Annotated in this window: 22 protein-coding genes; 7 read left to right on the forward strand and 15 right to left on the reverse strand. The window is 75.0% G+C overall.

From position 1 onward, the window contains the following. Window positions 1-18: 18 nt before the first annotated feature. Together HC251_RS11975 and HC251_RS11980 are read left to right on the forward strand one after the other, a co-directional pair. Window positions 19-642: a class I SAM-dependent methyltransferase gene (locus tag HC251_RS11975; protein WP_219945510.1), complete on the forward strand. Its 624-nt coding sequence runs from the start codon at window positions 19-21 to the stop codon at window positions 640-642. Continuing rightward, window positions 635-1,909, forward strand: a complete 1,275-nt coding sequence (locus tag HC251_RS11980) for an MFS transporter (protein WP_219945511.1) — start codon at window positions 635-637, stop codon at window positions 1,907-1,909. The genes HC251_RS11975 and HC251_RS11980 overlap by 8 nt, the downstream gene beginning before the upstream one ends. 132 nt (window positions 1,910-2,041) lie before the next feature. Here the strand turns inward: HC251_RS11980 and HC251_RS11985 are convergent, their stop codons facing one another. The 12 genes from HC251_RS11985 to HC251_RS12040 all read right to left on the reverse strand — a co-directional run bounded on the left by HC251_RS11985 (window position 2,042) and on the right by HC251_RS12040 (window position 15,878). Beyond that, a complete protein-coding gene (locus HC251_RS11985; RefSeq protein WP_219945512.1) occupies window positions 2,042-3,904 on the reverse strand; it encodes a hypothetical protein in 1,863 nt (620 codons plus the stop codon). Between the two features lie 122 nt (window positions 3,905-4,026). Continuing rightward, entirely contained in the window at window positions 4,027-5,214 is a 1,188-nt protein-coding gene (metK, locus tag HC251_RS11990; RefSeq protein ID WP_219945513.1) for a methionine adenosyltransferase, read from the reverse strand. Next, window positions 5,211-6,497 carry a bifunctional phosphopantothenoylcysteine decarboxylase/phosphopantothenate--cysteine ligase CoaBC gene (coaBC, locus tag HC251_RS11995; RefSeq protein ID WP_219945514.1) on the reverse strand — a complete coding sequence of 429 codons (1,287 nt, stop codon included), beginning with the start codon at window positions 6,495-6,497 and terminating at the stop codon, window positions 5,211-5,213. The genes metK and coaBC overlap by 4 nt, the downstream gene beginning before the upstream one ends. Before the next feature lie 46 nt (window positions 6,498-6,543). Beyond that, entirely contained in the window at window positions 6,544-6,876 is a 333-nt protein-coding gene (rpoZ, locus tag HC251_RS12000) for a DNA-directed RNA polymerase subunit omega (protein WP_219945515.1), read from the reverse strand. A gap of 152 nt (window positions 6,877-7,028) precedes the next feature. Next, the gene (cmk, locus tag HC251_RS12005) at window positions 7,029-7,562 is read right to left on the reverse strand and encodes a (d)CMP kinase (RefSeq protein WP_219945516.1); all 534 of its coding nucleotides are present in this window, start codon (window positions 7,560-7,562) and stop codon (window positions 7,029-7,031) included. Between the two features lie 55 nt (window positions 7,563-7,617). Then, a complete protein-coding gene (gene mihF / locus HC251_RS12010; RefSeq protein WP_219945517.1) occupies window positions 7,618-7,932 on the reverse strand; it encodes an integration host factor, actinobacterial type in 315 nt (104 codons plus the stop codon). Between the two features lie 213 nt (window positions 7,933-8,145). After that, window positions 8,146-8,877 (reverse strand): orotidine-5'-phosphate decarboxylase, encoded by a 732-nt coding sequence (gene pyrF, locus HC251_RS12015; protein WP_219945518.1) that lies wholly within the window; start codon window positions 8,875-8,877, stop codon window positions 8,146-8,148. Further along, window positions 8,874-9,782, reverse strand: a complete 909-nt coding sequence (locus HC251_RS12020) for a dihydroorotate dehydrogenase (protein ID WP_255566699.1) — start codon at window positions 9,780-9,782, stop codon at window positions 8,874-8,876. Before HC251_RS12020 ends, pyrF begins: the two co-directional genes overlap by 4 nt. Before the next feature lie 169 nt (window positions 9,783-9,951). Then, window positions 9,952-13,323 (reverse strand): carbamoyl-phosphate synthase large subunit, encoded by a 3,372-nt coding sequence (carB, locus tag HC251_RS12025; RefSeq protein ID WP_219945520.1) that lies wholly within the window; start codon window positions 13,321-13,323, stop codon window positions 9,952-9,954. Continuing rightward, complete coding sequence (carA, locus tag HC251_RS12030) at window positions 13,323-14,456, reverse strand: glutamine-hydrolyzing carbamoyl-phosphate synthase small subunit (protein ID WP_219945521.1); 1,134 nt, start codon at window positions 14,454-14,456, stop codon at window positions 13,323-13,325. The genes carB and carA overlap by 1 nt, the downstream gene beginning before the upstream one ends. A gap of 159 nt (window positions 14,457-14,615) precedes the next feature. After that, window positions 14,616-15,329 (reverse strand): alanyl-tRNA editing protein, encoded by a 714-nt coding sequence (locus tag HC251_RS12035; RefSeq protein ID WP_219945522.1) that lies wholly within the window; start codon window positions 15,327-15,329, stop codon window positions 14,616-14,618. An 18-nt stretch (window positions 15,330-15,347) separates the two neighbouring features. Continuing rightward, entirely contained in the window at window positions 15,348-15,878 is a 531-nt protein-coding gene (locus HC251_RS12040; RefSeq protein ID WP_219945523.1) for a pyridoxamine 5'-phosphate oxidase family protein, read from the reverse strand. A gap of 60 nt (window positions 15,879-15,938) precedes the next feature. Here HC251_RS12040 and HC251_RS12045 point away from each other — a divergent pair, with 60 nt between their 5' ends. Genes HC251_RS12045 through HC251_RS12055 form a run of 3 tightly spaced genes read left to right on the forward strand, consistent with a single transcriptional unit; the run spans window position 15,939 to window position 17,468 of the window. Continuing rightward, on the forward strand, window positions 15,939-16,469 hold the full coding sequence (locus HC251_RS12045) for an SET domain-containing protein (RefSeq protein WP_219945524.1): 531 nt from the start codon (window positions 15,939-15,941) through the stop codon (window positions 16,467-16,469). Then, a complete protein-coding gene (locus HC251_RS12050) occupies window positions 16,466-16,942 on the forward strand; it encodes a limonene-1,2-epoxide hydrolase family protein (RefSeq protein ID WP_219945525.1) in 477 nt (158 codons plus the stop codon). The genes HC251_RS12045 and HC251_RS12050 overlap by 4 nt, the downstream gene beginning before the upstream one ends. Further along, complete coding sequence (locus HC251_RS12055; protein ID WP_219945526.1) at window positions 16,935-17,468, forward strand: AAA family ATPase; 534 nt, start codon at window positions 16,935-16,937, stop codon at window positions 17,466-17,468. The genes HC251_RS12050 and HC251_RS12055 overlap by 8 nt, the downstream gene beginning before the upstream one ends. Window positions 17,469-17,506: 38 nt before the next feature. Here HC251_RS12055 and HC251_RS12060 read toward each other — a convergent pair whose 3' ends face one another. From HC251_RS12060 to HC251_RS12070, 3 genes are read right to left on the reverse strand one after another with little or no spacing between them, the layout of a single operon-like run. Next, window positions 17,507-18,793: a dihydroorotase gene (locus HC251_RS12060; protein WP_219945527.1), complete on the reverse strand. Its 1,287-nt coding sequence runs from the start codon at window positions 18,791-18,793 to the stop codon at window positions 17,507-17,509. Between the two features lie 15 nt (window positions 18,794-18,808). Continuing rightward, window positions 18,809-19,375, reverse strand: a complete 567-nt coding sequence (gene pyrR, locus HC251_RS12065; protein ID WP_219945528.1) for a bifunctional pyr operon transcriptional regulator/uracil phosphoribosyltransferase PyrR — start codon at window positions 19,373-19,375, stop codon at window positions 18,809-18,811. A gap of 52 nt (window positions 19,376-19,427) precedes the next feature. Beyond that, a complete protein-coding gene (locus HC251_RS12070) occupies window positions 19,428-19,970 on the reverse strand; it encodes a GNAT family N-acetyltransferase (protein ID WP_219945529.1) in 543 nt (180 codons plus the stop codon). A gap of 80 nt (window positions 19,971-20,050) precedes the next feature. Between HC251_RS12070 and HC251_RS12075 the strand changes: the two genes are divergently transcribed. Together HC251_RS12075 and HC251_RS12080 are read left to right on the forward strand one after the other, a co-directional pair. Then, the gene (locus HC251_RS12075) at window positions 20,051-20,521 is read left to right on the forward strand and encodes a hypothetical protein (RefSeq protein WP_219945530.1); all 471 of its coding nucleotides are present in this window, start codon (window positions 20,051-20,053) and stop codon (window positions 20,519-20,521) included. Next, window positions 20,518-22,005 carry a hypothetical protein gene (locus HC251_RS12080; protein ID WP_219945531.1) on the forward strand — a complete coding sequence of 496 codons (1,488 nt, stop codon included), beginning with the start codon at window positions 20,518-20,520 and terminating at the stop codon, window positions 22,003-22,005. Before HC251_RS12075 ends, HC251_RS12080 begins: the two co-directional genes overlap by 4 nt. Window positions 22,006-22,027: the final 22 nt, after the last annotated feature.

The raw sequence follows: 22,027 nt of genomic DNA on the forward strand, positions 1-22,027 counted from the left end.
GTCGCCTACCGTCCACAGGTGCCCGAGGGACCGCCGAACCACTACTTCTCGGCCCGACCGACGGCTCGCTCCAAGCCGGGGCGGGCCCGGCTCGAGCTCCCCGAGGACGACCACGCCCTCGTGCTGCGGACCGACGCCGGCGTCTTCTCGGCGGGCGGGGTCGACCCGGGGACCCGCGTGCTGCTCGAGGACGGGGCCCGGCCGGAGCCGACCGACCGGGTGATCGCCGACGTCGGCTGCGGGTACGGGCCCATCACCATCGCCCTCGCCCGGCGCGCCCCCGACGCCGTCGTGTGGGCGATCGACGTCAACGAGCGGGCGCTCGAGCTGACGGCCGCCAACGCCGAGGCCCTCGGCGTGGGTGACCGGGTGCGGGTGGCGACCCCCGACGCAGTCCCCTCCGACCTCGTCGTCGACCGGTTCTGGTCGAACCCGCCGATCCGGGTGGGCAAGGCCGCCCTCCACGACGTGCTGGCCACGTGGCTGGCCCGGGTCGCCCCCGGCGGCGGCGCCCACCTGGTGGTGGGCAAGAACCTGGGCGCCGACTCGCTCCACCGGTGGCTGGCCGACCAGGGCCACAGCGTCACCCGACGGGCCAGCCGGAAGGGCTACCGGCTGCTGGACGTCGTACCGGGTGGCTGAGCACCTCGTCGAGCCCGAGCCCCAGGGCCCGTCGACGCCGCTGACGCTGCTGCGGGACCGAACGTTCGGGCCGTTCTTCTTCGGGAACCTGGTCTCCAACGCCGGCAACTGGTTCCAGAACCTGGCCGCGGCCGTCGTCGTCTACGAGCTGACCGAGTCGAACACGCTCGTCGGTGTCGTGAGCGTGCTCCAGTTCACGGCCACGCTGCTCCTGTCGCCCTGGGCCGGCGTGGCCGGCGACCGCTACGACCGGCGGCGGCTCCTCATCGGCGCCCAGCTGCTGTCGGCGACGGGGGCCGGCGCCCTGGCCGTCGCCGTCCTCGCCCTCGGGGTCGACGGGCTGGGCGGACCCGTCCCGGTGTTCGCGGCCACGGTCGTCATCGGCGTCGGCTACGCCATGTCGGTCCCGATGGTCCAGGCCATCGTCCCCCAGCTGGTCGAGGCGCGGGACCTCGACGGCGCCATCGCCCTCTCGTCGGTGACGTTCAACCTCGCCCGCGCCATCGGCCCGGCGGCCGCGGGGGCGCTCATCGCCGCCGCCGGGGTGGCCGCGGCCTTCGGCGTCAACGCCCTCACCTTCGTCGTGATGGTCGTGGTGCTGCTGGCGATCCGGCCTCACCCGACCCCCGCCCGCGACCCCGACGCCGACCGGTCACTCCGCGCCGGGTTCCGATGGGTGCGCGCCGACCGGGTGGCCGTGCCGGTGATGCTCGCCACGCTGGCCGTCGGCTGGGGATCGGATCCGGTCAACACCCTGACCCCCGCGGTCGCCGAGCAGCTGGGGCGGGGCGACGGCTTCGTCGGCGCCCTGGTCTCGGCCTTCGGGGCCGGGGCGGCGGCGTCGGCCCTCGTCGTCGAGCGCGTCCGTCGGCGGCTCGGGCACCGCGGCACGACCCAGCTCGGTCTGGGCCTGCTCGCCACCGGGATGGTCGGCCTCGCCGCCGCGCCCGGCCCGGTGCCCGCCGTCGCCGCCCTGGCCGTGGCCGGCTCGGGGTTCCTGGTCGGCATCACGTCGCTCAACGGCGCCATCCAACGGCGCGTGCCCGAGGCCATGCGCGCCCGGGTCATGGCCCTGTGGTCCGTCTCCCTGCTCGGCGTCCGCCCGCTCGCCGCCCTCGTCGACGGGGGCCTCGCCGACCTCACCTCGGTGTCGACCGCCCTCGCCGTCGCCAGCATCGTTCCGGTCGTCGCCCTGGTCGCCCTGGCCCGCACCGACCTCGACCCCGACGACGGGGGTGACCGGGCCTCCCGCGCCCCGACGTTCTGAGCCAGGAACCGGTCACGGGTGGCCGCCCTCTGGCTCAGAACCGACCCGCCGCACCCCACCCCCGTTCTGAGCCAGGATCCGGTCACGGATGGCCGACCTCTGGCTCAGAACCGAGGAGGACCGACCGGTGCCTCAGGCCCGGAGGGGGTCGACGTCGATGCGGAGGCGGCCGGGCGGTCGCTCCACGGCCGCGAGGGCGTCGCAGAGGGTGCGGTGGTCGTCGGCCCGGACCCGCCACGCGCCCGCGCCGGCCTGGACCTCGACCCCGGGCGGCCGCCCCAGGGCGGCCACGAAGGCCGGGGCGGCCTCGCCGGAGATGTCGGCCACGGCAGCGAAGGGCGCCAGCCGGAACGTCCGGCGGACGAGCTCCTCGGCCTCGGACACCCGCACCGGGTCGCCGTGGAGGGCGGCCTGCACCACCACGTCCTCGGGACGCCGGGTCTGCACCAGCAGGCGGCCGTGCTCGGCGCGGCCCCGCACCAGGCGGGCGGCCCGGGCCAGCAGGGCGAAGGCCTGCTCGCGCGCCCGCTCCCGGGGGGCGAGCAGCTCCTGGTCGAGGTCGAGGAAGGCGACGGCGTCGGCGGACGGGACGCGATGGAGTGCCGCCTCGGTCCCGACGACGACGCGGGTCGTGGGGGCGTCGGTCCCCCGGGCGCCGGTGACCTCGTCGACGGGCTCCCCGACCAGAGCCTCCAGGTCGTCGCGCAGGCGGGACACGCCCGGGCGCAGGACCCGGAACCGGGTCGACCCGCACACCGCGCACAGCACCGGCCGCTCGGTGCCGCACCGGGTGCAGCGCAGGACGTCGTCGTCGGGCTGGACCACGGGGCCCTCGCACGCCGCGCAGGCGACGATCTCCCGGCACGTGGCGCAGGCCGAGAGGCGGGACCGGCCCGTCCGGTTGACCACGCACACCACCCGGCCACGCCGACGCAGCAGCGCCGCCAACGGCTCGGTCAGCATCCCGGCGGCCGGGTCCTCCTCCCGCCGGTCGACGACCTCGAGAGCCGGCCACCCGCGCCGCTCGACCGACCGGTCGACGGTCGCCAGCTCCCCCCAGGCCTGGGCCTCGAGGGTCGGCTGCGACGAGACCAGCAGGACCGGCACCCCGGCCCGGCGGGCCCGCTCGACGACGACGTCGCGGGCGTGCCAGGTCGGCGAGCCCTCCTCGGCGTAGGCCTCGTCGTGCTCGTCGAGCACGACGACTCGCGCCAGCCGGGGCACGGGTGCCCACGCCCCGGCCCGGGCGCCGACGACGGTGGCCCCGCCGGCTGCGGCCCGGGCCCACTCGGCGGCGGCGGCCGTGCCCGGCTGGTCGTGGGCCACCACGGCCACGGGGCGCCCGGCGCGGCGCAGCCGGCCGCCGAGGGCCCGGGCCTGTCCGACCGACGGGCACAGGACGAGGGCGTCCCCGTCGGGCGGGAGGGCGGCGAGGGCGGCCAGGACCACCGGCAGGCGGTCGGCCGCCGGCGGCAGCCGCAGGACCCCCCGCTCGTGGCCCAGCACCTCGTCGACGCGGTGATCGGATCCCCCCTGGTCAGCGGGGATGCGATCACCGGTGGACGAGGGTGGGGGCAGCGCCGTCACCCGGCCGAGGGGCGATGCCGCCCGCAGGAAGGTGCGGGGGCGGCCGGCCCACCGCCAGGCCGCCCAGTCGGCCAGGGCGACCAGCTCGGGCGCGGGGCCGATCCCGGTGACCCGGGCGAGGGGCTTGATCTCGACGCCGGCGACGGGCTCGACGTCGTCCTCCACGACCCACCCCCCGACCCGGCGGCCGTGCAGGTCGATGCGCACCAGGGTCCCGACGGTGACCTCGCCCGCCAGGCGAGCCGGCACGACGTAGTCGAACCGGCGGCCGATCCCGGCCACGTCGGGGACCACCCGCACGACCCGCCCCTCGGGGCGCGCCGGAGCAGGCCGCACCGGCGGCCGCGGGTCGCCCAGCTCGAGCGCCCCCTGCTGGGTCGGGGCCGTTCTGTCGCGCTCAGGCGTCATCGGTGAGCGCCCACCGCGACAGAACGGACCGAACCGCCGGACCCACCCGTTCTGTCGCGCTCAGGCGTCATCCCTGAGCGCCTGCCGCGACAGAACCGAGGGGGCGGGGCGGGCGTCGCGACCTAGAGGCCGAGGGCCGACTTCACGTCGTCGACCTTGGTGGTGGCCTCCCACGGGAAGCCGTCGCGGCCGAAGTGGCCGTAGGCCGCCGTCCGGGCGTAGATCGGCCGGCGCAGGTCGAGGTCGCGCATGATCGCCGCCGGGCGGAGGTCGAAGATCTCGGCGACGGCCTTGTCGATCTGGTCCTTGTCGACCTTCTCGGTGCCGAAGGTCTCGACCAGCAGGGACACGGGGCGGGCCACGCCGATGGCGTAGGCGACCTGGACCTCGGCCCGGTCGGCGGCGCCGGCGGCGACCAGGTTCTTGGCGACCCAGCGGGCGGCGTAGGCGGCCGAGCGGTCGACCTTGGACGGGTCCTTGCCGGAGAAGGCGCCGCCGCCGTGGCGGGCCCAGCCGCCGTAGGTGTCGACGATGATCTTCCGCCCGGTGAGGCCGCAGTCGGCGTGGGGCCCGCCCAGGACGAACTGGCCGGTCGGGTTCACGTAGACCTTGAGGTCGGGGCTGGCCAGCCCCTCGGGCAGCACCGGGTTGATGACCTGCTCGATGAGGTCGGGCTTGATCGTGGTCTCGGAGTCGATCCCCGGGCCGTGCTGGGTCGAGATCAGCACCGTGCTGATGTCGACCGGCTTGCCGTCCTCGTAGTTGACCGTGACCTGGGTCTTGGCGTCGGGCCGCAGGTACGGGAGGGACCCCGCCTTGCGCACCTCGGCCAGCCGCTCGGCCAGGCGGTGGGCCACCCAGATCGGCAGCGGCATGTAGTCCGGCGTCTCGTTGGTGGCGTAGCCGAACATCATCCCCTGGTCGCCGGCGCCCTGGCTGTCGAGGATGTCCTCGCCGGAGGCGCCGGTGCGGCGCTCCTGGGCGGTGTCGACGCCCTGGGCGATGTCGGGCGACTGCGGGTCGATGGTGGTGATGACACCGCAGGTCTTGCCGTCGATGCCGTAGTCGGCGTTGTCGTAGCCGATGCGCAAGATGGTGTCGCGCACGATCTTGGGGATCTCGACGTAGGCGCTGGTGGTGATCTCCCCGGCGACCAGGGCCAGACCCGTCGTCACGAGCGTCTCACAGGCCACCCGGGCCATCGGATCCTCGGCCAGGATGGCGTCGAGGATCGAGTCCGAGATCTGGTCGGCCATCTTGTCGGGATGGCCCTCGGTCACCGACTCCGAGGTGAAGGTGAAACGGCTCACGGGTGGGTCTCCTTGGGTGTCTGTCTGAGATCTGGGGGGGCGGCGGGCAGCACCGACCGATCGGCGACCTGAGCACGGTGCTCCACCACGGCATCGATCACGGCCCGCGCCACGGCGCGCTTGTCGCTGAGGGGCACATCTTGGTCGATCCCCGAGGCGGACACGACAACGACCTGGTTGGTGTCGTGCTCGAAGCCGACACCGGGCGCCCCGACGTCGTTGGCCACGATGAGGTCCAGGCCCTTGCGCGCCAGCTTGTCGCGGGCGTTGGCCAGCACGTCGTCGGTCTCGGCCGCGAACCCGACGAGCACCTGGCCGGCGGGCTTGTCCCGCCCCAGGTCGACGAGGAAGTCGTGCGTCGGCTCGAGCTCGATGACCGGCGGGCCCTCGTGCTTCTTGAGCTTGCGGTCGGCCGGTGCCGCCGGTCGGAAGTCGGCCACGGCGGCGGCCATCACGACAACGTCCTGGTCGACGGCCCGGGGGACGACGGCGGCCTGCATGTCGGCCGCGCTCTCGACGGCGACCACCTCGGCCACGCCGGGCGGGACGGGTCGGTCGACCGTGGTGACCAGGGTGACGTGGGCGCCGCGGGCGGCGGCCTCGGCGGCGATGGCGTAGCCCTGCTTGCCCGAGGACCGGTTGCTGATCACCCGCACGGCGTCGATGCGCTCCCGGGTGCCGCCGGCGGTGACCAGGACCCGGAGGCCGGCCAGGTCGTCGGCGGCGGCCCCGCCGCCCGCGGCCAGGACGGTCTCGACCACCTGGGCGATGGCCCCGGGGTCGGCCAGGCGCCCGGCGCCGACGTCGCCGCCGGCCAGGCGCCCCTCCTCGGGGGGCACGATCACCACGCCCCGACGGGCGAGGGTGGCCACGTTGTCCTGCACGGCCGGGTGCTCCCACATCTCGGTGTGCATGGCCGGGGCCACGACCACCGGCGCCCGGGTGGCCAGGAGGGTGGCGGTCAGGAGGTCGTGGGAGCGGCCCGACGCGTAGTCGGCCAGCAGGCGGGCCGTGGCCGGGGCGACCACGACGAGGTCGGCGCCCTGCCCCAGACGGGTGTGCGGGATGGGGTCGGGGTCGTCGAACAGCGAGGTCCGCACCGGCTCGCTGGCCAGGGCGTCGAATGTCGTCTTGCCCACGAAGCGCAGGGCGCCGTCGGTGAGCACGGGCGACACGAAGGCGCCGGCGTCGACCAGCCGCCGACACAGCTCGATGGCCTTGTAGGCGGCGATGCCGCCGGTGACGCCGAGGACGACGCGCCGGCCCTCGAGGGGACGGGTCACGGCCTCGGACATGGGATGGGTCAGGAGGTCGGCGGGTGCCGGTCCTTCAGTCGTCCCCGGCCTCGAGGGCGGCGGCGTCGGCCGCGGCGGCGGCCTCGGCGGCCTCCATCTCGGCCAGCTCCTCCGCCGTCGGCGGGTCGACCGGCAGGATCTTGTCGGCCGCGATCTCCTCGAAGGCGATCGACAGCGGCTTGCGGGCGACGCTGGTGACCTGCGGCGGGACCAGGGTGCCGAGACCCTCGCCCAGCTGGCCGAAGTAGGAGTTGATCTGCCGGGCGCGGACCGCCCCGAGGGTGACCAGCTTGAACTTCGACTCGTCGGCCCGGGTGGTGAGGGCCTCGATCGAGGGGTTCATCATGGTGTCGTGCTGCCAGCTCATGGGCGCGCTGCTCTCCGGGTGCGTTCAGGCGGACGGTTGATCCTACCGGTCCGCCGGCACCGGGCGCGAACCCTTCGTCGTCTCGGCCACTCGGCTCCGCCTCGCCGGCCTGATCGCCGTCCGGGCCACTCGGCTCCGCCTCGCCGGCCTGATCAGGGTTGCGCGGAGCGGGCGGCGGCGGCGATCCGGGCGGCCACCTCCGCCTTGGGGGTGACCGTGGTGTCCACCACCAGGTCGTAGGGCGACAGGTCGGCGATGTCGATGCCGTAGTAGGCGAGGTAGCGCTGGGCCTCGCTCGCCTCCCGGACCTCGTTCAGGCGTCGGGCCTCGTTCGGGGTGCGCCCCTCGCGCTGGGCCACCCGCCGGGCCCGCTCCCCGTCGTCGCACGACAGCCACACCCGGAACCCCTCCAGGCCCTCGTTGCGGGCGATCCACCCCGCCAGCCGCGACTCGAGGACCACGTCGCCCTTGCGGCCCCGCTCGGCCAGGCGGGTGTCGAGCTCGAGGTCGATGCGGGGGTCGTGCTCGGCCACGGCGCTGAAGGCGCCCAGGTCGAGGCCCCGCTCGGCGGCCAGGGCCCGGAACACCTGGCCACCGTCGAGGTGGTCGAGGTCGAGGGTCTCAGCGACCGCCCGGGAGGCGGTGCTGGTCCCGGAGCCGGGCAGGCCGGAGATGGTGACGAGCACGGCCGGACCTTAGAGGCCGCCCCCCACGGGGGACGACGGCTCGCGGGCCGACCGGTCAGCCGAAGGCGTCGAGGAGGGCCTTGCGCTGCTGGGCCCCGAGGCCCTTGAGCGTGCGGCTCTCGGCGATGCCGATCTCGTCCATGGTCCGGCGGGCCTTGACCTTGCCCACGCCGGGCAGGGACTCGATCACGGCCAGGACCTTGGTCTTGCCGACGATGCGGTCGGCCTCGGCCTGGTCGAGCACGGCGGAGAGGCTGAGCGATCCCATCTTCAGCTTCTCCTTGAGCTCGGCGCGGGTGCGCCGGGCCTCGGCGGCCTTGGCCAGGGCGGCTTCACGCTGCTCCGGCGTCAGTTGGGGGGGCTGGGGCATGCGCGCACCCTACCCCCGCCACCCCCACCAGGCGCGGACTCCATGTGCCATGCGCCACATCCGTACCAGGAGCCATCACCGTGTGGGAGGAGCCGATGGCACACGACCCGCTCCGGTCGGCCCGGCGGCAGCCCCTCCCCCCGGCCTGCGTCGGATCGAGCCGGCGGCGAAGCCGCTTCGGCGGGAAGCGGCCCGGCCCACCGCGTCAGACGCTCAGGCCTGCGACATGGCTTCGGCGACCTCGGCGGCGACGGCCGAGGCGGCCGCGGCCCGGTCGATGGCCCGGGTGACGGTGCGCCCGACGACGAGGATGTCGGCGCCCTCGGCCGCCGCCTCGCCGGGGGTCGCCGGGCGGGCCTGGTCGTGGCGGGCGTCGCCGGCCAGGCGGATGCCGGGCACCACCCGGGTCATCGTCGGGGCGATGGTCCGGGCCTCCTCGAGGTCCGACGCGGCGCACACCAGGCCCCCGCACCCGGCCTCCATGGCGGCGGTGAGCCGCTTGCCCAGGATGTGGGGCGGGGCGCCGGCGTCGCTGGTGAGGATGGTGACGGCGAGCGAGGTGGGCTCGGGCAGGTCGACGGCGGCGGCGCCCTCGCGGAGGCCCTGGTCGCCGGCACGCAGCATCTCCCGCCCGCCGACGGCGTGCATGGTGACGTAGGTGGCGCCGAGGGCGCCGAGCACCCGGGCCGCCCGCCCCACCGTCGTGGGGATGTCGTGGAGCTTGAGGTCGACGAAGACCTCGTAGCCCATCTCGCGCAGCGGGGCGACGACGTCGGGGCCGACCGCGCTGTAGAGCTCGAGCCCGACCTTGGCCACGCCGAACCAGGGCCGCATCTCGCGCGCCAGCCGGGTCGCCTCGACCATGTCGTCGACGTCGAGCACCAGCGCCAGCCGGCGTCTGACGCGGTCGTCGACCTCGGCCGCGCGCGTCGTCACTTCGGTCATCGCATCCCTCCGATGAGCTCGGCCATCCCCGGGATCCCCCGTCGGCGGCACCAGTGTTCCAGGTCGGCGGCCACCCGGGCGGGAGCCCGGGGGTCGGCGAAGGTCGCCGTCCCCACCTGCACGGCGCAGGCCCCGGCCAGGAGCAGCTCCACGGCGGTGGGTCCGTCGACCACGCCCCCCACCCCGACGATGGGCAGGTCGGGGTGGGCCCGGTGCACGTCGTGGACGACGCGCACGGCGACGGGGTGGATCGCCGGGCCGGACAGCCCGCCGCCCCGCTCCCCCGCCCCCAGCCGGTAGGTCCGGGTCTCGGGGTCGATGGCCATGCCCATCACCGTGTTGATCAAGGTGACGGCCTCGGCCCCCGCCGCCGCCGCCGCCCCGGCGACCTCGGCCACCCGGGGCGTGTTGGGGCTGAGCTTGGCCCAGCGGGGCCGGCCGCAGCCCGCCGTCGCCGCCACCACGGCGGCGGTGGCCTCGGGGTCGTGGGCGAAGAGGTCGCGCCCGGCCTCGGTGTTGGGGCACGAGAGGTTCACCTCGACGGCCACGACGGCGGCGGGCGCCGCCGCCAGGGCGTCGGCGGCCCGGCGGTAGTCCTCGACGCTGCGGCCCCAGATGCTGGCCACGACCCGGGCCCCGGTGGCGACCAGGGCGGGCAGGTCGTCGGCCAGCCAGGCCTCCACGCCCTCGCCCTGGAGGCCGACGCTGTTCAGCATCCCCGACGGCGTGGCGTGCACCCGGGGGGCGGGGTTGCCGGGCCACGGGTCGGCGCTCAGGGACTTCACGACCACGGCCCCGAGGTCGGCCAGCGGCAGGTAGGCGTCGAGCTCGGCCCCGTGCCCGCCCGTCCCCGACGCCGTCATCACCGGGTTGGGCAGCGTGACCGACCCGACCGTCGTGCTCATGGCGCACGCCGGCAGATCCCTCCCCCGCCGCCGCATCAGCTCCCACCCCCCCAACTTTGTCCGGAAGTCCCCCTCCTCGGCAGGGTTCCGGACAAGGTTCGACGGGCGTCGCTCAACCTTGTCCGGAAGTCCCCCTCCTCGGCAGGGTTCCGGACAAAGGTCGCGGGGGTCACTGGAGGGCCCGGCCCCGGGCGTGGAGCTCCTGGAGGGACCGGACCTGGAGGGGGTGGGCCCGCCAGTCGGCCATGCCCTCGGCCGCGGCCAGGGCGGCCGCCGCGGTGGTGAGGATCGGGATGCCGGCGACGCCGGCGGCGGTGCGGATGTAGGCCCCGTCGGCACGGGGGCCGCGACCCTTGGGGCTGTTGACCACCAGCGTGCAGGTGCCCTCCTCGATGAGGTCGACCGCGGTCCGGCCCTCGTCGACGCCCAGCTTGCCGAGGACCTCGGCCACCTCGATGCCGGCCTCGTGCAGGGCCGCAGCGGTGCCGGCCGTGGCCGCGATGGTGAACCCCAGGTCCAGGAGGCGACGGGCGGCCACCACGCCGCCGGGCTTGTCCCGATCGGCCAGGGAGAGGAACACGCACCCGCCGGCCGGCAGGCGATCACCGGCGGCGATCTGGGCCTTGGCGAAGGCCAGGCCGAAGGTCTCGTCGATGCCCATGACCTCGCCCGTCGAGCGCATCTCCGGCCCCAGCACCCGATCGGCGTCGGGGAAGCGGTTGAAGGGCAGCACCGCCTCCTTCACCGCCACGTGGCCGCCGATCGGCGCCTGGAGCAGGCCCTCCTGGCGCAGCTCCTCCAGGGTGGCGCCGACCATCAGGCGGGCCGCCACCTTGACCAGCGGCACGCCGGTGGCCTTGGCCACGAACGGGACGGTGCGGCTGGCCCGGGGGTTGGCCTCGATCACGTACACCGCGTCGCGGGTCACGCCGTCGGCGCCGGCCTCGGAGCGGACGGCGAACTGCACGTTGATCAGGCCCACCACGCCGAGGGCCTCGGCGATGCGCCGGGTGTGGGTCTCGATCACGGTGACGGTGGCCGGGTCGAGCGAGTAGGGCGGGATGGCGCAGGCGGAGTCGCCCGAGTGCACGCCGGCCTCCTCGACGTGCTCCATCACCGCGCCGATGACGACCTCGCCGGTGGCGTCGCGCAGGGCGTCGACGTCGACCTCGGTGGCGTCCTCGAGGAAGCGGTCGACGAGGACGGGGCGCTCGGCCGACAGCCCGCCCTCGCGGCCGAGGGTGCCGAAGCCGGAGAGCTCGGCCATGGCCCGCCGCAGCTGGTCGTCGTCGTAGACGATCTCCATGGCCCGCCCGCCGAGCACGTAGCTGGGGCGGACCAGGGCCGGGTAGCCGATCTCGGAGGTGATGGCGTGGGCCTCCTCGACGGTGACGGCGGTGCCGCCGGCGGGCTGGGGGATGCCCAGCTGGTCGCAGAGGGCGTTCCAGCGGTCGCGGTCCTCGGCCAGGTCGATCGACGCCGGGCTGGTGCCGAGCACCAGGGCGGGGTCGATGTCGTCGGCCAGCTTCAGCGGCGTCTGCCCGCCGAGGCTGACGATCACGCCCCGCAGGTCACCGTGGGCGGCCTCGGCGGCGAGCACGTGCTCCACGTCCTCGGTCGTGAGGGGCTCGAAGTACAGGCGGTCCGAGGTGTCGTAGTCGGTCGACACCGTCTCGGGGTTGCAGTTGACCATGACCGTCTCGAAGCCGGCGTCGCGGAGGGCGAAGCTGGCGTGGACGCAGCAGTAGTCGAACTCGATGCCCTGGCCGATGCGGTTCGGGCCCGAGCCGAGGATGACGACCTTCGGCTTGGCGCTGGGCCGCACCTCGTCGGTGTCCTCCCAGGTCGAGTAGTGGTACGGCGTCTCGGCCGCGAACTCGGCGGCGCAGGTGTCGACGGTCTTGTACGTCGGGTGGACGCCGGCGGCCCGGCGGGCGGCCCGCACGTCGGCCTCGTCCTCGCCCCACAGCCACGCCAGCTGGGCGTCGCCGAAGCCGAGGCGCTTGGCCCGACGCCAGGCGGTCCGGTCCATGCCGGCCGAGCCCACGCCGGTGAGGTGGGCGCGCTCCTCGACGATGAGCGACATCTGGTCGAGGAACCAGGGATCGACCCGCGTCGCCGCCGCCACCTGGTCGATCGTCATGCCCCGACGGAGGGCGGCCTCGAGCTGGAAGGGCCGGTCGGGGGTGCCGATGGCGGCCGCGGCCAGGAGGTCCTCGTCGGACAGGTCGTCGAGGCCGGCCTCGGCCGGGTCGCAGTTGAGGCCCAGCTTCCCCTGCTCGAGCGAGCGCAGCGCCTTCTGGAGCGACTCGGGGAAGGTCCGGCCGATGGCCATGGCCTCGCCCACCGACTGCATCTGGGTCCCGAGGGTCGGCGACTGGCCCGGGAACTTCTCGAACGCCCAGCGCGGGACCTTGGTGACGACGTAGTCGATGACCGGCTCGAAGCTGGCCGGGGTGGCCCGGGTGATGTCGTTGGGGATCTCGTCGAGCGTGTAGCCGACGGCGAGGCGGGCGGCGATCTTGGCGATCGGGAACCCGGTCGCCTTCGACGCCAGGGCCGAGCTGCGGCTCACCCGGGGGTTCATCTCGATGACGACCATGGCCCCGTCCTCGGGGTTGAGGGCGAACTGGACGTTCGAGCCGCCGGTCTCCACCCCCACCCGGCGCAGGCAGGCGAAGGCGGCGTCGCGCATCGTCTGGTACTCGACGTCCGACAGCGTCTGGGCCGGGGCCACGGTGATCGAGTCACCGGTGTGCACGCCCATGGGGTCGAGGTTCTCGATCGAGCAGATGATCACGCAGTTGTCGGCCCGGTCCCGCATGACCTCCAGCTCGTACTCCTTCCACCCCGCGATCGACTTCTCGATGAGGATCTCGGTGATGGGGCTGGCATCGAGGCCGAGGGCGGCGAGGCGCTCGAACTCCTCGGGGGTCGAGGCGATGCCGGTGCCCTTGCCCCCGAGGATGTAGGCGGGGCGGATCACGACGGGGAGGCCGATGTCGGCCACCACCTCCCGGGCCCGCTCCATCGCCGCCTTGACCTGCTGGGCCTTGGGCACGTGCGCGGCCCGCATGCCCTCGTCGGGGGCCGCCGTGCCCGAGGCCGGGACCGACAGCCCGATCTCGGTCATGGCCACCTTGAACTGCTCGCGGTTCTCGGCCGTGGCGATGGCCTCGGCGTTGGCGCCGATGAGCTCGGGCGTGCCCGGGACGCCCACCAGGCCGGCCTCGAACAGCTCCATGGCCAGGTTGAGGGCGGTCTGGCCCCCGAGCGTCGGGAGCACCGCGTCGGGGCGCTCCTTCTCGATGATCTTCGCCAGCACGTCGACGTCGAGGGGCTCGACGTAGGTGGCGTCGGCGAAGTCGGGGTCGGTCATGATCGTGGCCGGGTTCGAGTTGGCCAGGATCACCCGGTAGCCCTCCTCGCGGAGGACCCGGCACGCCTGGGTGCCGCTGTAGTCGAACTCGCAGGCCTGGCCGATGACGATGGGGCCGGACCCGATCAGCAGGATCGACTCGATGTCGGTGCGCTTGGGCATCAGCGGCTCTCGGGCTGGCCGGCGCCGTCCATGAGGGCGGCGAAGGCGGCGAACAGGTGGGAGGCGTCGTGGGGGCCGGGGCCGGCCTCGGGGTGGTGCTGCACGCTGAAGGCCCGCTCCCGGGGCAGGGCGAAGCCCTCGCACACGCCGTCGTTGAGGTTGACGTGGGTCAGCTCGGCGTTCGACGGCAGGGTGTCGGCGGCCACCGCGAAGTTGTGGTTCTGGCTGGTGATGTCGATGCGACCGGACCGCACGTCGCGGACGGGGTGGTTGCCCCCGTGGTGGCCGAACGGGAGCTTGACCGTGTCGGCGCCGACGGCCAGGCCCAGGACCTGGTTCCCCAGGCAGATGCCGAACAGCGGCACCTCGCCCAGCAGGCCCCGCACGGCGTCGGCCACGTAGGGGACCATCTCCGGGTCGCCGGGGCCGTTGGAGAGGAAGACACCGTCGGGCTGGCGGGCCAGCACCTCCTCGGCGGTGGTGGCGGCGGGGACGACCTCGACGGTGGCGAGGGTCGACAGGTGGCGCAGGATCGTGGTCTTGATGCCGAGGTCGTAGGCCACGACCCGGCGGGGACCGTCGCCGACGGTGTAGGCCTCGGCCGTGCTCACCTGAGCCACCAGGTCGACGCCGTCGGTGCCGGTCTCGGTGGCCGCGGCGGCCCGCAGGGCGGCCTCGTCGACGACGGTGCCGTCGGGGGCCTCGCCCAGGGGGCCGAAGGCCCCCGGGGCCGCGCCCCGGTCGCGGATGTGCCGGGTCAGGCGCCGGGTGTCGATGCCGCCGATGCCGGCGACGCCGTGGTGGACGAGCCAGGCGTCGAGGTCGCCCTCGCTGCGCCAGCTCGACCGCCGCCGGGCCGGCTCCCGCACGATCACGCCCCGGCAGAAGGGCCGGACGCTCTCGTCGTCGTGGCGCGTGACCCCGTAGTTCCCGATGTGGGGGTAGGTGAAGGTGATGATCTGGCCGGCGTAGGAGGGGTCGGACAGCACCTCCTGGTAGCCGGACAGCACGGTGTTGAAGACGACCTCGCCGGTGGCGATCCCGGTCGGGGGCGTGGCGCCGAGGGCCTCGCCCTCGAACACCTCACCGTCGGCCAGCACCAGCAGCGCCGGGCGCACGTCACGTCGGGTCAACGGAGCTCCCGGGGGCGAGAAAAGCCCCCTGCCGGGAGGCAGAGGGCGGCGGCGACGGTGTCCAATCTGGGGCTCTCCTGCCGTGCGGGCCTCACGGGACCCGCTTCACGGTCAGGCGCCGAACCTAGCCGACACCGGCCCCGATCCCTCCCATCGATCTCACCGCTCGAGCACCTCGATGCGGAGCCGCTTGTTGCCCTTGCCCTTGGACTCGGTCTTCACCACCCGGAGCCGACCGACGTGGCCCGTCGAGGGGACGTGGGTCCCGCCGTCGGCCTGCTTGTCCAGGCCGACGATGTCCACCACCCGGATCTCGGTGACGGACTCGGGGATCATGTTCACCTTGGTGCGGATGAGGTCCTCGTCCTCGACGGCGACGTCCCGGGGCAGGAACCCGACCTCGATGGGCCGGTCGGCGGCGATCTCGGCGTTGACGAGCTCCTCGACGCGGGCCCCGAAGCCCTCGGGCAGCGGGTCGAAGGCGAAGTCCATCCGGGCCGTCAGCGGCTCCATGTTCCCGCCCGTGACCGGCACCCTCCACTCGTTCCAGATCACACCGCAGAGGATGTGGAGGGCGCTGTGGGTCCGCATGAGCGCCCAGCGCCGCTCGGCGTCCACCTCCCCCGCGACCGTGTCTCCGACCGCCGGCAGGGGGCCGTCGCCCACGGTGTGCCAGGCCACGGACCCGTCCTTGCGCACGTCGACCACCGGCAGGCCGGCCAGGGTGCCGGTGTCGTGGGGCTGACCGCCGCCGGTCGGGTAGAAGGCGGTCCGGTCGAGGGCGATCCGGCGGCCCTCGACGTCGACGACGGTGACCGTGGCCTCGAACGACAGCAGCCCGGCGTCGCGCAGGTACAGGAGATCGGTTCCCATCGGGCGAGTCTGCCGCCCTCAGAGCTCCCACCGGGTCGCGCCTCCGGGCTCCTCGAGGGCGAGGGCCATCGCTCGGCGGGGCGCGAGGCGGAACACGTGCCAGGGCGGCGGGCCGGCCGACGGGGCGCTGAAGTCGGCGGTGACGGCCGTCCCGGACGCGTCGACGCGGGCCGGCCACCCGCCGTCGACCGCGACCTGGACGAAGGCGGCCACCTCGTCGGGGTCCTCGACCACGGTCGCCGTCCCCTCGATCACCAGGTCGAACTGGTCGGTGGCGAGGCTGACGGTGCACCGGGGGTCGCGGGTCAGGTTGCGGCCCTTCCGCGTGGTGAGCCCGGTCTGGAACCACAGGGCCTCCCGGTCCCAGAAGCCGCCGATCCCGGCCACGTGCGGGGCGCCGTCGGCGTCGATCGTCGCCAGCCACCAGGTGTGGTGGTGCGGGCCGCCGGTCCCCGGCGCCTGGGTGATCTCCTGGGAGAGCCGGGTCGTCACCGCCCCCCAGTCGAGGAGGGGCAGGTCGTACAGCTCGGCCAGGTTGCGGGCGTCCATGGGAGGACCGACGAGGCAAAGGGGAGCCGATCATCGGTCGCGGTGGGCCACCATCGGCAGATGCCCACCGTCTCGTCCTGGATCTCGCCCCGCGCCCGCAAGGGCACGCCCAGCGCCATCTCCGGCCGCGGCCTCGTGGCCCTGGAGGACATCGCCGCCGGCGAGGTGGTCGCCGTCAAGGGCGGCCACATCGTCGACACCGCCACCGTGCGGGCCCAGCCCCCGCGCCTGCAGAACAGCGAGGTCCAGATCGCCGAGGGCCTGCACCTGATGGCCCTGGCCGAGGAGGAGTACGAGCCGGTGATGCTGTTCATCAACCACTCGTGCGCGCCCAACGTGGGCTTCCGGGGCAACACGGTGCTCGTCGCCATGGTCGACGTCCCCGCCGGCGAGGAGCTGACCACCGACTACGCGCTCTTCGACGGCACGGTGTGGCCCGAGCCCATCCGGTGCAGCTGCGGCGCCGAGGCGTGCCGGGGCGAGGTCACCGGCGACGACTGGCGACGCCCCGACCTCCAGCGGCGCTTCGCCGGCTGGTTCTCGACCTACCTCGCCGAGCGCATCGCAGCGTCGGGCACCATGGGGCCATGAGCACCCCCGACGCGACCACGGCCTCCCCCGCCGCCTCGACCACGCCCGAGATCGAGGTGGTGCTGGCGTTCCTCGGCCACCTCGAGCGCATGGACGTCGCCGCCGCCCTGGACCTGGTCGCCGACGACGTGGTGTACCAGAACGTGCCCCTGCCCCCCGACCGGGGCCGGGCCGCCGTCGCCCGCACCCTGCACGGGATGATGCGGCTGGGAAGCGGGTTCCGGGTCGAGAACCACAACATCGCCGCCAACGGTCCCGTCGTCTTGACCGAGCGCACCGACGTGTTGTCCGTCGGCCGGGTCGACGCCGCCTTCTGGGTGTGCGGCACCTTCGAGGTCCACGACGGGCGGATCACCCTCTGGCGGGACCGCTTCGACTGGGTCGACTTCTCCCTCGCCTGGGTCCGGGGCGGGGCCAAGGCGGCCCTCGCCGCCGCCCGCGCCCGGCCGGCGGGGGCCCCCACCGGTGGGTGACCTCCTGGTCGTCAGCGGACCGCCCGGGGCGGGCAAGACCGCCCTGGCGGCGGCGATCGCCGACCGGTGGGACCCGAGCGTCCTGATCGAGGGCGACGCCTTCTTCGGCTTCCTCCGTCGGGGGGCGATCGCGCCCTGGCGGCCCGAGGCCGACGCCCAGAACGCGGTGGTCGCGGCGGCCACGGGGGCGGCGGCGGGGCGCTTCGCCGCCGGCCCGGCGATGGTCGTCTACGATGGCGTCGTCGGGCCCTGGTTCCTGCCGACCTTCCTCGGCCATGCCGGGCTGGTCTCGTGCAGCTACGCCGTCGTGCTCCCCCCGCTCGAGCAGTGCCTGCACGGGATCCGGACCCGCGTGGGGCACGGGTTCACCGACGAGGGGGCGGCCCGGCACATGCACGCCCAGTTCGCCGGGGCGGCCATCGAGGCCCGGCACCTCTTCGCCAACCCGCCCGGTGCCTTCGAGCAGACGGTCGAGGCCATCGTCGCCGCCCACGCCGCCGGCACCCTGGCCACCCTGGCCGTCTGACGGGCGCCACGGATGGTGCCTGGCACCATCCGTGGTCGTCAGCGCTGGGCGGACCCGTCGACGACGACGGGCTCGCCGGCGACGACGGTGTGGCGGACCCGGCCCCGGAGGGTGCGGCCGACGTAGGGGATGTTGCGGCTGAGGCTGGCGGTGGCGCCGGCCGCGACGGTCCACTCGGCCGTGGGGTCGATCACGCACAGGTTGGCCGGGCGCCCGACGGCGACGGGGCCGCCCTGGGTGTCGGTGAGCCCGGCGACGGCCGCCGGCCGCCAGGAGAGGCGGGCCAGGACCTCGGCCAGCGGCAGGTCGAGCACGGCCAGGGCGACGCCGAGGGCGAACTCGAGCCCGAGCATCCCCGGCGGCGCCTCGGGGAAGGGCAGGGCCTTGGCCGCCGGCGTGTGGGGGGCGTGGTCGGTGGCGATCACGTCGAGGGTGGCGTCGACCACACCGGCCCGCACCGCCGCCACGTCCTCCTCGGTGCGCAGCGGCGGGTTGACCTTGAAGACGGGGTCGAGCGAGGCGACCTCGGCGTGGGTGAGCAGCATGTGGTGGGGGGTGGCCTCGGCGCTGATGGCCAGCCCGTCGGCCCGGGCCCGGGCGATGAGGGCGACCGACCCGGCCGTCGACATGTGCTGCATGTGGACGCGGGCGCCGGTGTGCGTCGCGAGGGCGATGTCGCGGGCGACCATGGCCTCCTCGGCGGTGTGGGGCTGGCCGGTGAGGCCCAGGCGCGCCGACCACTCGCCCTCGTGCATGGCGCCCCCGGCGGCGAGGACGGCGTCCTCGCAGTGCTGGGCCAGGACGACGTCATGGGGCAGGCCCACGGCGACCTCCATGGCCCGGCGCATGAGCTCGCCGTCCTGGACCCCCGTGCCGTCGTCGGTGAAGAGCCGGACCCCGAGGTCGGCCAGGTCGGCCATCGGCGTCAGGGTGTCCCCCGCCCGGTCGACGGTGATGGCGGCGGAGGGGTGGACGGCGCACAGGGCGGTCCGGCCCAGGGCGGCCACCTCGCGCACCACGGCGACGGAGTCCATGGTGGGCGTGGTGTTGGGCATGGCGACCACGGCCGTGAACCCGCCGAGCACGGCGCAGCGGCTGCCGGTCTCGATGGTCTCGGCCTCCTCCTTGCCCGGCTGGCGGAGGTGGGCGTGGAGGTCGACCAGGCCCGGCGCCACGACGCAGCCGCCGGCGTCGAGCACCCGGTCGCCGTCGAGGTCGGGACCGACGGCGGCGATGCGCCCGTCGACGACGACGACGTCGGCGGGCCGGGATCCGGTCGCGTCGACGACGGTGCCGCCCGTGAGGACGAGGGAGCGGTCAGCCATCGGCCGGGGCCGCCGTCACCGGACCATCTCGCCCAGGTCGACGCCCTCGGGGTGGACGTCGACCACCTCGTCGCGCCGGGTGGGAAGGTTCTTGCCCACGAAGTCGGGCCGGATCGGCAGCTCGCGGTGGCCCCGGTCGACCATCACCGCCAGCTGCACCGATCGTGGCCGCCCGTGGTCGTGCAGGGCGCCCAGGGCGGCCCGGATCGTGCGCCCGGTGAACAAGACGTCGTCGACGAGCACGACGCAGCTCCCGTCGATGTCGTCGGGGATGTCGGTCGCCTCCTCGGGCAGCACCGGCCGCAGACCGATGTCGTCGCGGTGCGACGCCACGTCGAGGACGCCGACCTCGGGGCGCACCTGCTCGATGGTGTCGAGGGCGTCGGCCAGCCGGTCGGCGATCCAGCAGCCACCGGTCTGGAGACCGACGAGGACGACCTGGTCCAGGCCGTGGTTGCGCTCGACGATCTCGTGGGCCATCCGCCAGACGGCCCGGGCCACGTCGTCCCGCTCGAGCACCCGTGTCCGGGGCACGAACACGCCGCCGTAGGGCGGCGAGATGCGACGCTCTCTCTCGGCCATCTCTCTCCCGCCGTGCGGGCCTCACCGGACCCGCTTCACGGCGTCGTCGACCCTACACGGGGGGTCGCGCCGTGGCCCACAGGTCCCGGTCGGCACCGAGCGGGCCGAGCCGGGCGAGGCCGACGGCCCGGGCCACGCCGGCCGAGGCGGTGTCGCCCCGGCCGATCCGGGCCACCAGGCGGGGGACCCCGAGGTCGTCGCCGGCCCACCGGGTGAGGAGGCCCGCGGCGGCGGTGGCCACGCCGCGACGGCGGTGCGGGGGCCGGACCCACCACCCGACCTCGACCTCGTCGCGGGCAGCCCCGGCCGCCGTCAGCCGGAGCGGGGCCAGCCCCACCTCGCCCCACACGTCGGCGCCGTCGACGGGCCCGACCACCAGGTCGAGGGAGAGCCCGACCTCGCGGCGCGCCGCGGCGCCCTCGATCCAGCGGCGGGCGTCCGCCTCGGTGCCCGACCCGGGCACGGTCGCCTGGGCGGCGATGTCGGGGACCGCCCACGCCTCGGCCAGGGCCGGCGCGTCGTCGACGGTCCACGGGCGGAGGCGCAGGCCCACGGCGGCGGACACCAGCGGCGGGGCCGGGAGCGGGAACGCCATGGCGGCGAGTCTCGCAGCCCGTCCGACCAGGCCCGGAGCGTCGCCCCAGCCGGCGCCGTACCGGTGGTACCGTCGCCGGCTTGGCCCGTCTCCGCCCGTCAGCCGCGCCCACCACGTCCCTGGTCTCCGGGGCCGTCGGCGGCGTCCTGCTGCTGGGGTCGACGTTCCTGCCCTGGTCCCGGGAGGGCGCCGGGTCCGCCATCGCCCTGCGCCGCATCGGCGACCTCGTGCTCTCCGGCACGGTCGACGCCCTGGTGCCCCGCTGGGCCGGCGTCACCGTGTACCTGATCCCGCTGGGGGGCGCCGTCCTCCTCGTCGGCACCGGTCTGGGCGGGCGGGTCGGATCGGTCATCGGCGCCGTCGGCGTGGCCCTCGCCGCCGCCGGCACCGCCCTCGCCCTCGCCGCCCTGGACCGCCTCCCGCGCTCCGGGGTGGGTGGGGGCACCGTTGCTGCCTGCGCAGGCGCGATGCTGGGCACGCTCGGCGCCGGCGCCGGGTGGCACGCACACCGGCCCGCTGTCCACGACCCCCGAGGGGACGACCCGACATGACCTACCCCCCACCTCCGCCCCCCGGACCCTGGAACCCGGGGCAGGGATCGCCGCCCCCCGGGGGACCGCCCCCGCCCGGGCCGGGCGGGTACCCGCCGCCGGGACCGCCGCCCCCACCGGGCTTCCCGCCGCCGGGGCCCACCCCACCGCCGCAGCCCGGCTACCCCGGGGGCCCCACGCCCCCGCCGCCCCCGCCCGGCGGCACCCCGCCCCCCGGGGGCCCGCCGCCCGGACCCGGCGCGCCGCCGCCCGGGTCGGGCTTCCCGCCACCGGGGCCGCCCGCCGGTCCGCCGAAGAAGAAGAGCCGCCTGCCGCTCGTCCTCGCCCTCGGCGTGGTGGCGGTCGTCGTGATCGCCGCCCTCGCCGTGGTCGGCCTGACGGTCCTCGGCGGCGACGACGTCGAGGCCGGGCCCGGGATGCAGGACATGACCGGTGAGGTGGTCGCCGTCGAGGAGACCCGCGCCCAGGTCGCGACGGCGGTGACCGACGCCGACACCGGGGCCCTGGCCACGCTCGCCGCCGACTCCCCCGAGGCGTTCGAGGAGACGACCGACGCCGTGATCGGGGAGGCCACCACCGCGTCGGTCGGCCGCTCCGGGTACGCCGTGTTCACCTTCGAGGCCTTCGTCGACGAGAGCTACACGATCGCCACCGAGCTCGTCGAGGGCGACGGCGACCTCGCCACCGCCATCCTCCCGCCCGAGGGCGGCTCGCCGGTCGCCCCGGCCGACACCCTCGACGTCACCGTCGACGGCCCGCACCGGCTGATCGTGGCGGGGGGCGAGGACGACGCCGAGGTGAGCGTGACGGTCAAGCAGGTCGAGATCATCCCCGTCGACCTCAGCGTGCCCGGCTCGCTCGACGACGAGCTGGCCGAGCCCGGGGACGCCATCGCCTACGAGCTCGAGGCCGAGAGCGGCGCCCACTACGTCGTCGACATCGACAACACCGATCTCACCACCACCGTCACCGGTCCGGACGGGCAGCCGGTGCCGACCGAGCCCGACATCGACACCGGGACGCCGCGGTTCGTGGCCGATCAGACCGGGCCCTACCGGGTGACGATCAGCGGCGGCGACGAGGGGACGACCGGCAGCTACACGATCGAGATCTTCGAGGTCGCCGAGTTCTTCTTCTACTACGACGGTCAGGCCGGCAACGACCTCACCCTCGAGCGGACCACCGAGCAGTTCCCGGCGCCCATCGACCAGGAGGAGCAGCGGGCCCACTTCTGCCTCTTCCTGCGCGAGGGCATCACCATGAACCTCGACATCCGGGTCACCAGCGCCACCCTCGACATGGGCATCGACGTCTTCGACCAGACCGACAGCGGCCCGCTCCGCGACCGCGTCAACGACCACGGCCCGGGCCAGAGCGAGGTCTGGTCCGTGACGGCCCAGACCGACATGCGCCGCTGCTTCCAGCTCTGGGCCGTCGACTTCACCGCCGGTGAGTTCATCGTCGACTTCACCACGGAGGGCTGATGGGGTCCCCAGAGCCACGAGG

The organism is Iamia sp. SCSIO 61187, assembly GCF_019443745.1.
Classification (GTDB): domain Bacteria; phylum Actinomycetota; class Acidimicrobiia; order Acidimicrobiales; family Iamiaceae; genus Iamia.

Coding starts and splice junctions, on each gene's coding strand:
- mihF (WP_219945517.1), bottom strand. CDS start 7,932: ATGCCCCAGCCCCCCCAACTGACGCCGGAGCAGCGTGAAGCCGCCCTG.
- rpoZ (WP_219945515.1), bottom strand. CDS start 6,876: ATGAGCTGGCAGCACGACACCATGATGAACCCCTCGATCGAGGCCCTC.
- HC251_RS12020 (WP_255566699.1), bottom strand. CDS start 9,782: ATGAGCACGACGGTCGGGTCGGTCACGCTGCCCAACCCGGTGATGACG.
- HC251_RS12040 (WP_219945523.1), bottom strand. CDS start 15,878: ATGGACGCCCGCAACCTGGCCGAGCTGTACGACCTGCCCCTCCTCGAC.
- HC251_RS12080 (WP_219945531.1), top strand. CDS start 20,518: ATGACCTACCCCCCACCTCCGCCCCCCGGACCCTGGAACCCGGGGCAG.
- HC251_RS12035 (WP_219945522.1), bottom strand. CDS start 15,329: ATGGGAACCGATCTCCTGTACCTGCGCGACGCCGGGCTGCTGTCGTTC.
- HC251_RS11985 (WP_219945512.1), bottom strand. CDS start 3,904: ATGACGCCTGAGCGCGACAGAACGGCCCCGACCCAGCAGGGGGCGCTC.
- HC251_RS12070 (WP_219945529.1), bottom strand. CDS start 19,970: ATGGCGTTCCCGCTCCCGGCCCCGCCGCTGGTGTCCGCCGCCGTGGGC.
- HC251_RS12060 (WP_219945527.1), bottom strand. CDS start 18,793: ATGGCTGACCGCTCCCTCGTCCTCACGGGCGGCACCGTCGTCGACGCG.
- pyrF (WP_219945518.1), bottom strand. CDS start 8,877: ATGACCGAAGTGACGACGCGCGCGGCCGAGGTCGACGACCGCGTCAGA.
- carB (WP_219945520.1), bottom strand. CDS start 13,323: ATGCCCAAGCGCACCGACATCGAGTCGATCCTGCTGATCGGGTCCGGC.
- HC251_RS12050 (WP_219945525.1), top strand. CDS start 16,466: ATGAGCACCCCCGACGCGACCACGGCCTCCCCCGCCGCCTCGACCACG.
- HC251_RS12045 (WP_219945524.1), top strand. CDS start 15,939: ATGCCCACCGTCTCGTCCTGGATCTCGCCCCGCGCCCGCAAGGGCACG.
- pyrR (WP_219945528.1), bottom strand. CDS start 19,375: ATGGCCGAGAGAGAGCGTCGCATCTCGCCGCCCTACGGCGGCGTGTTC.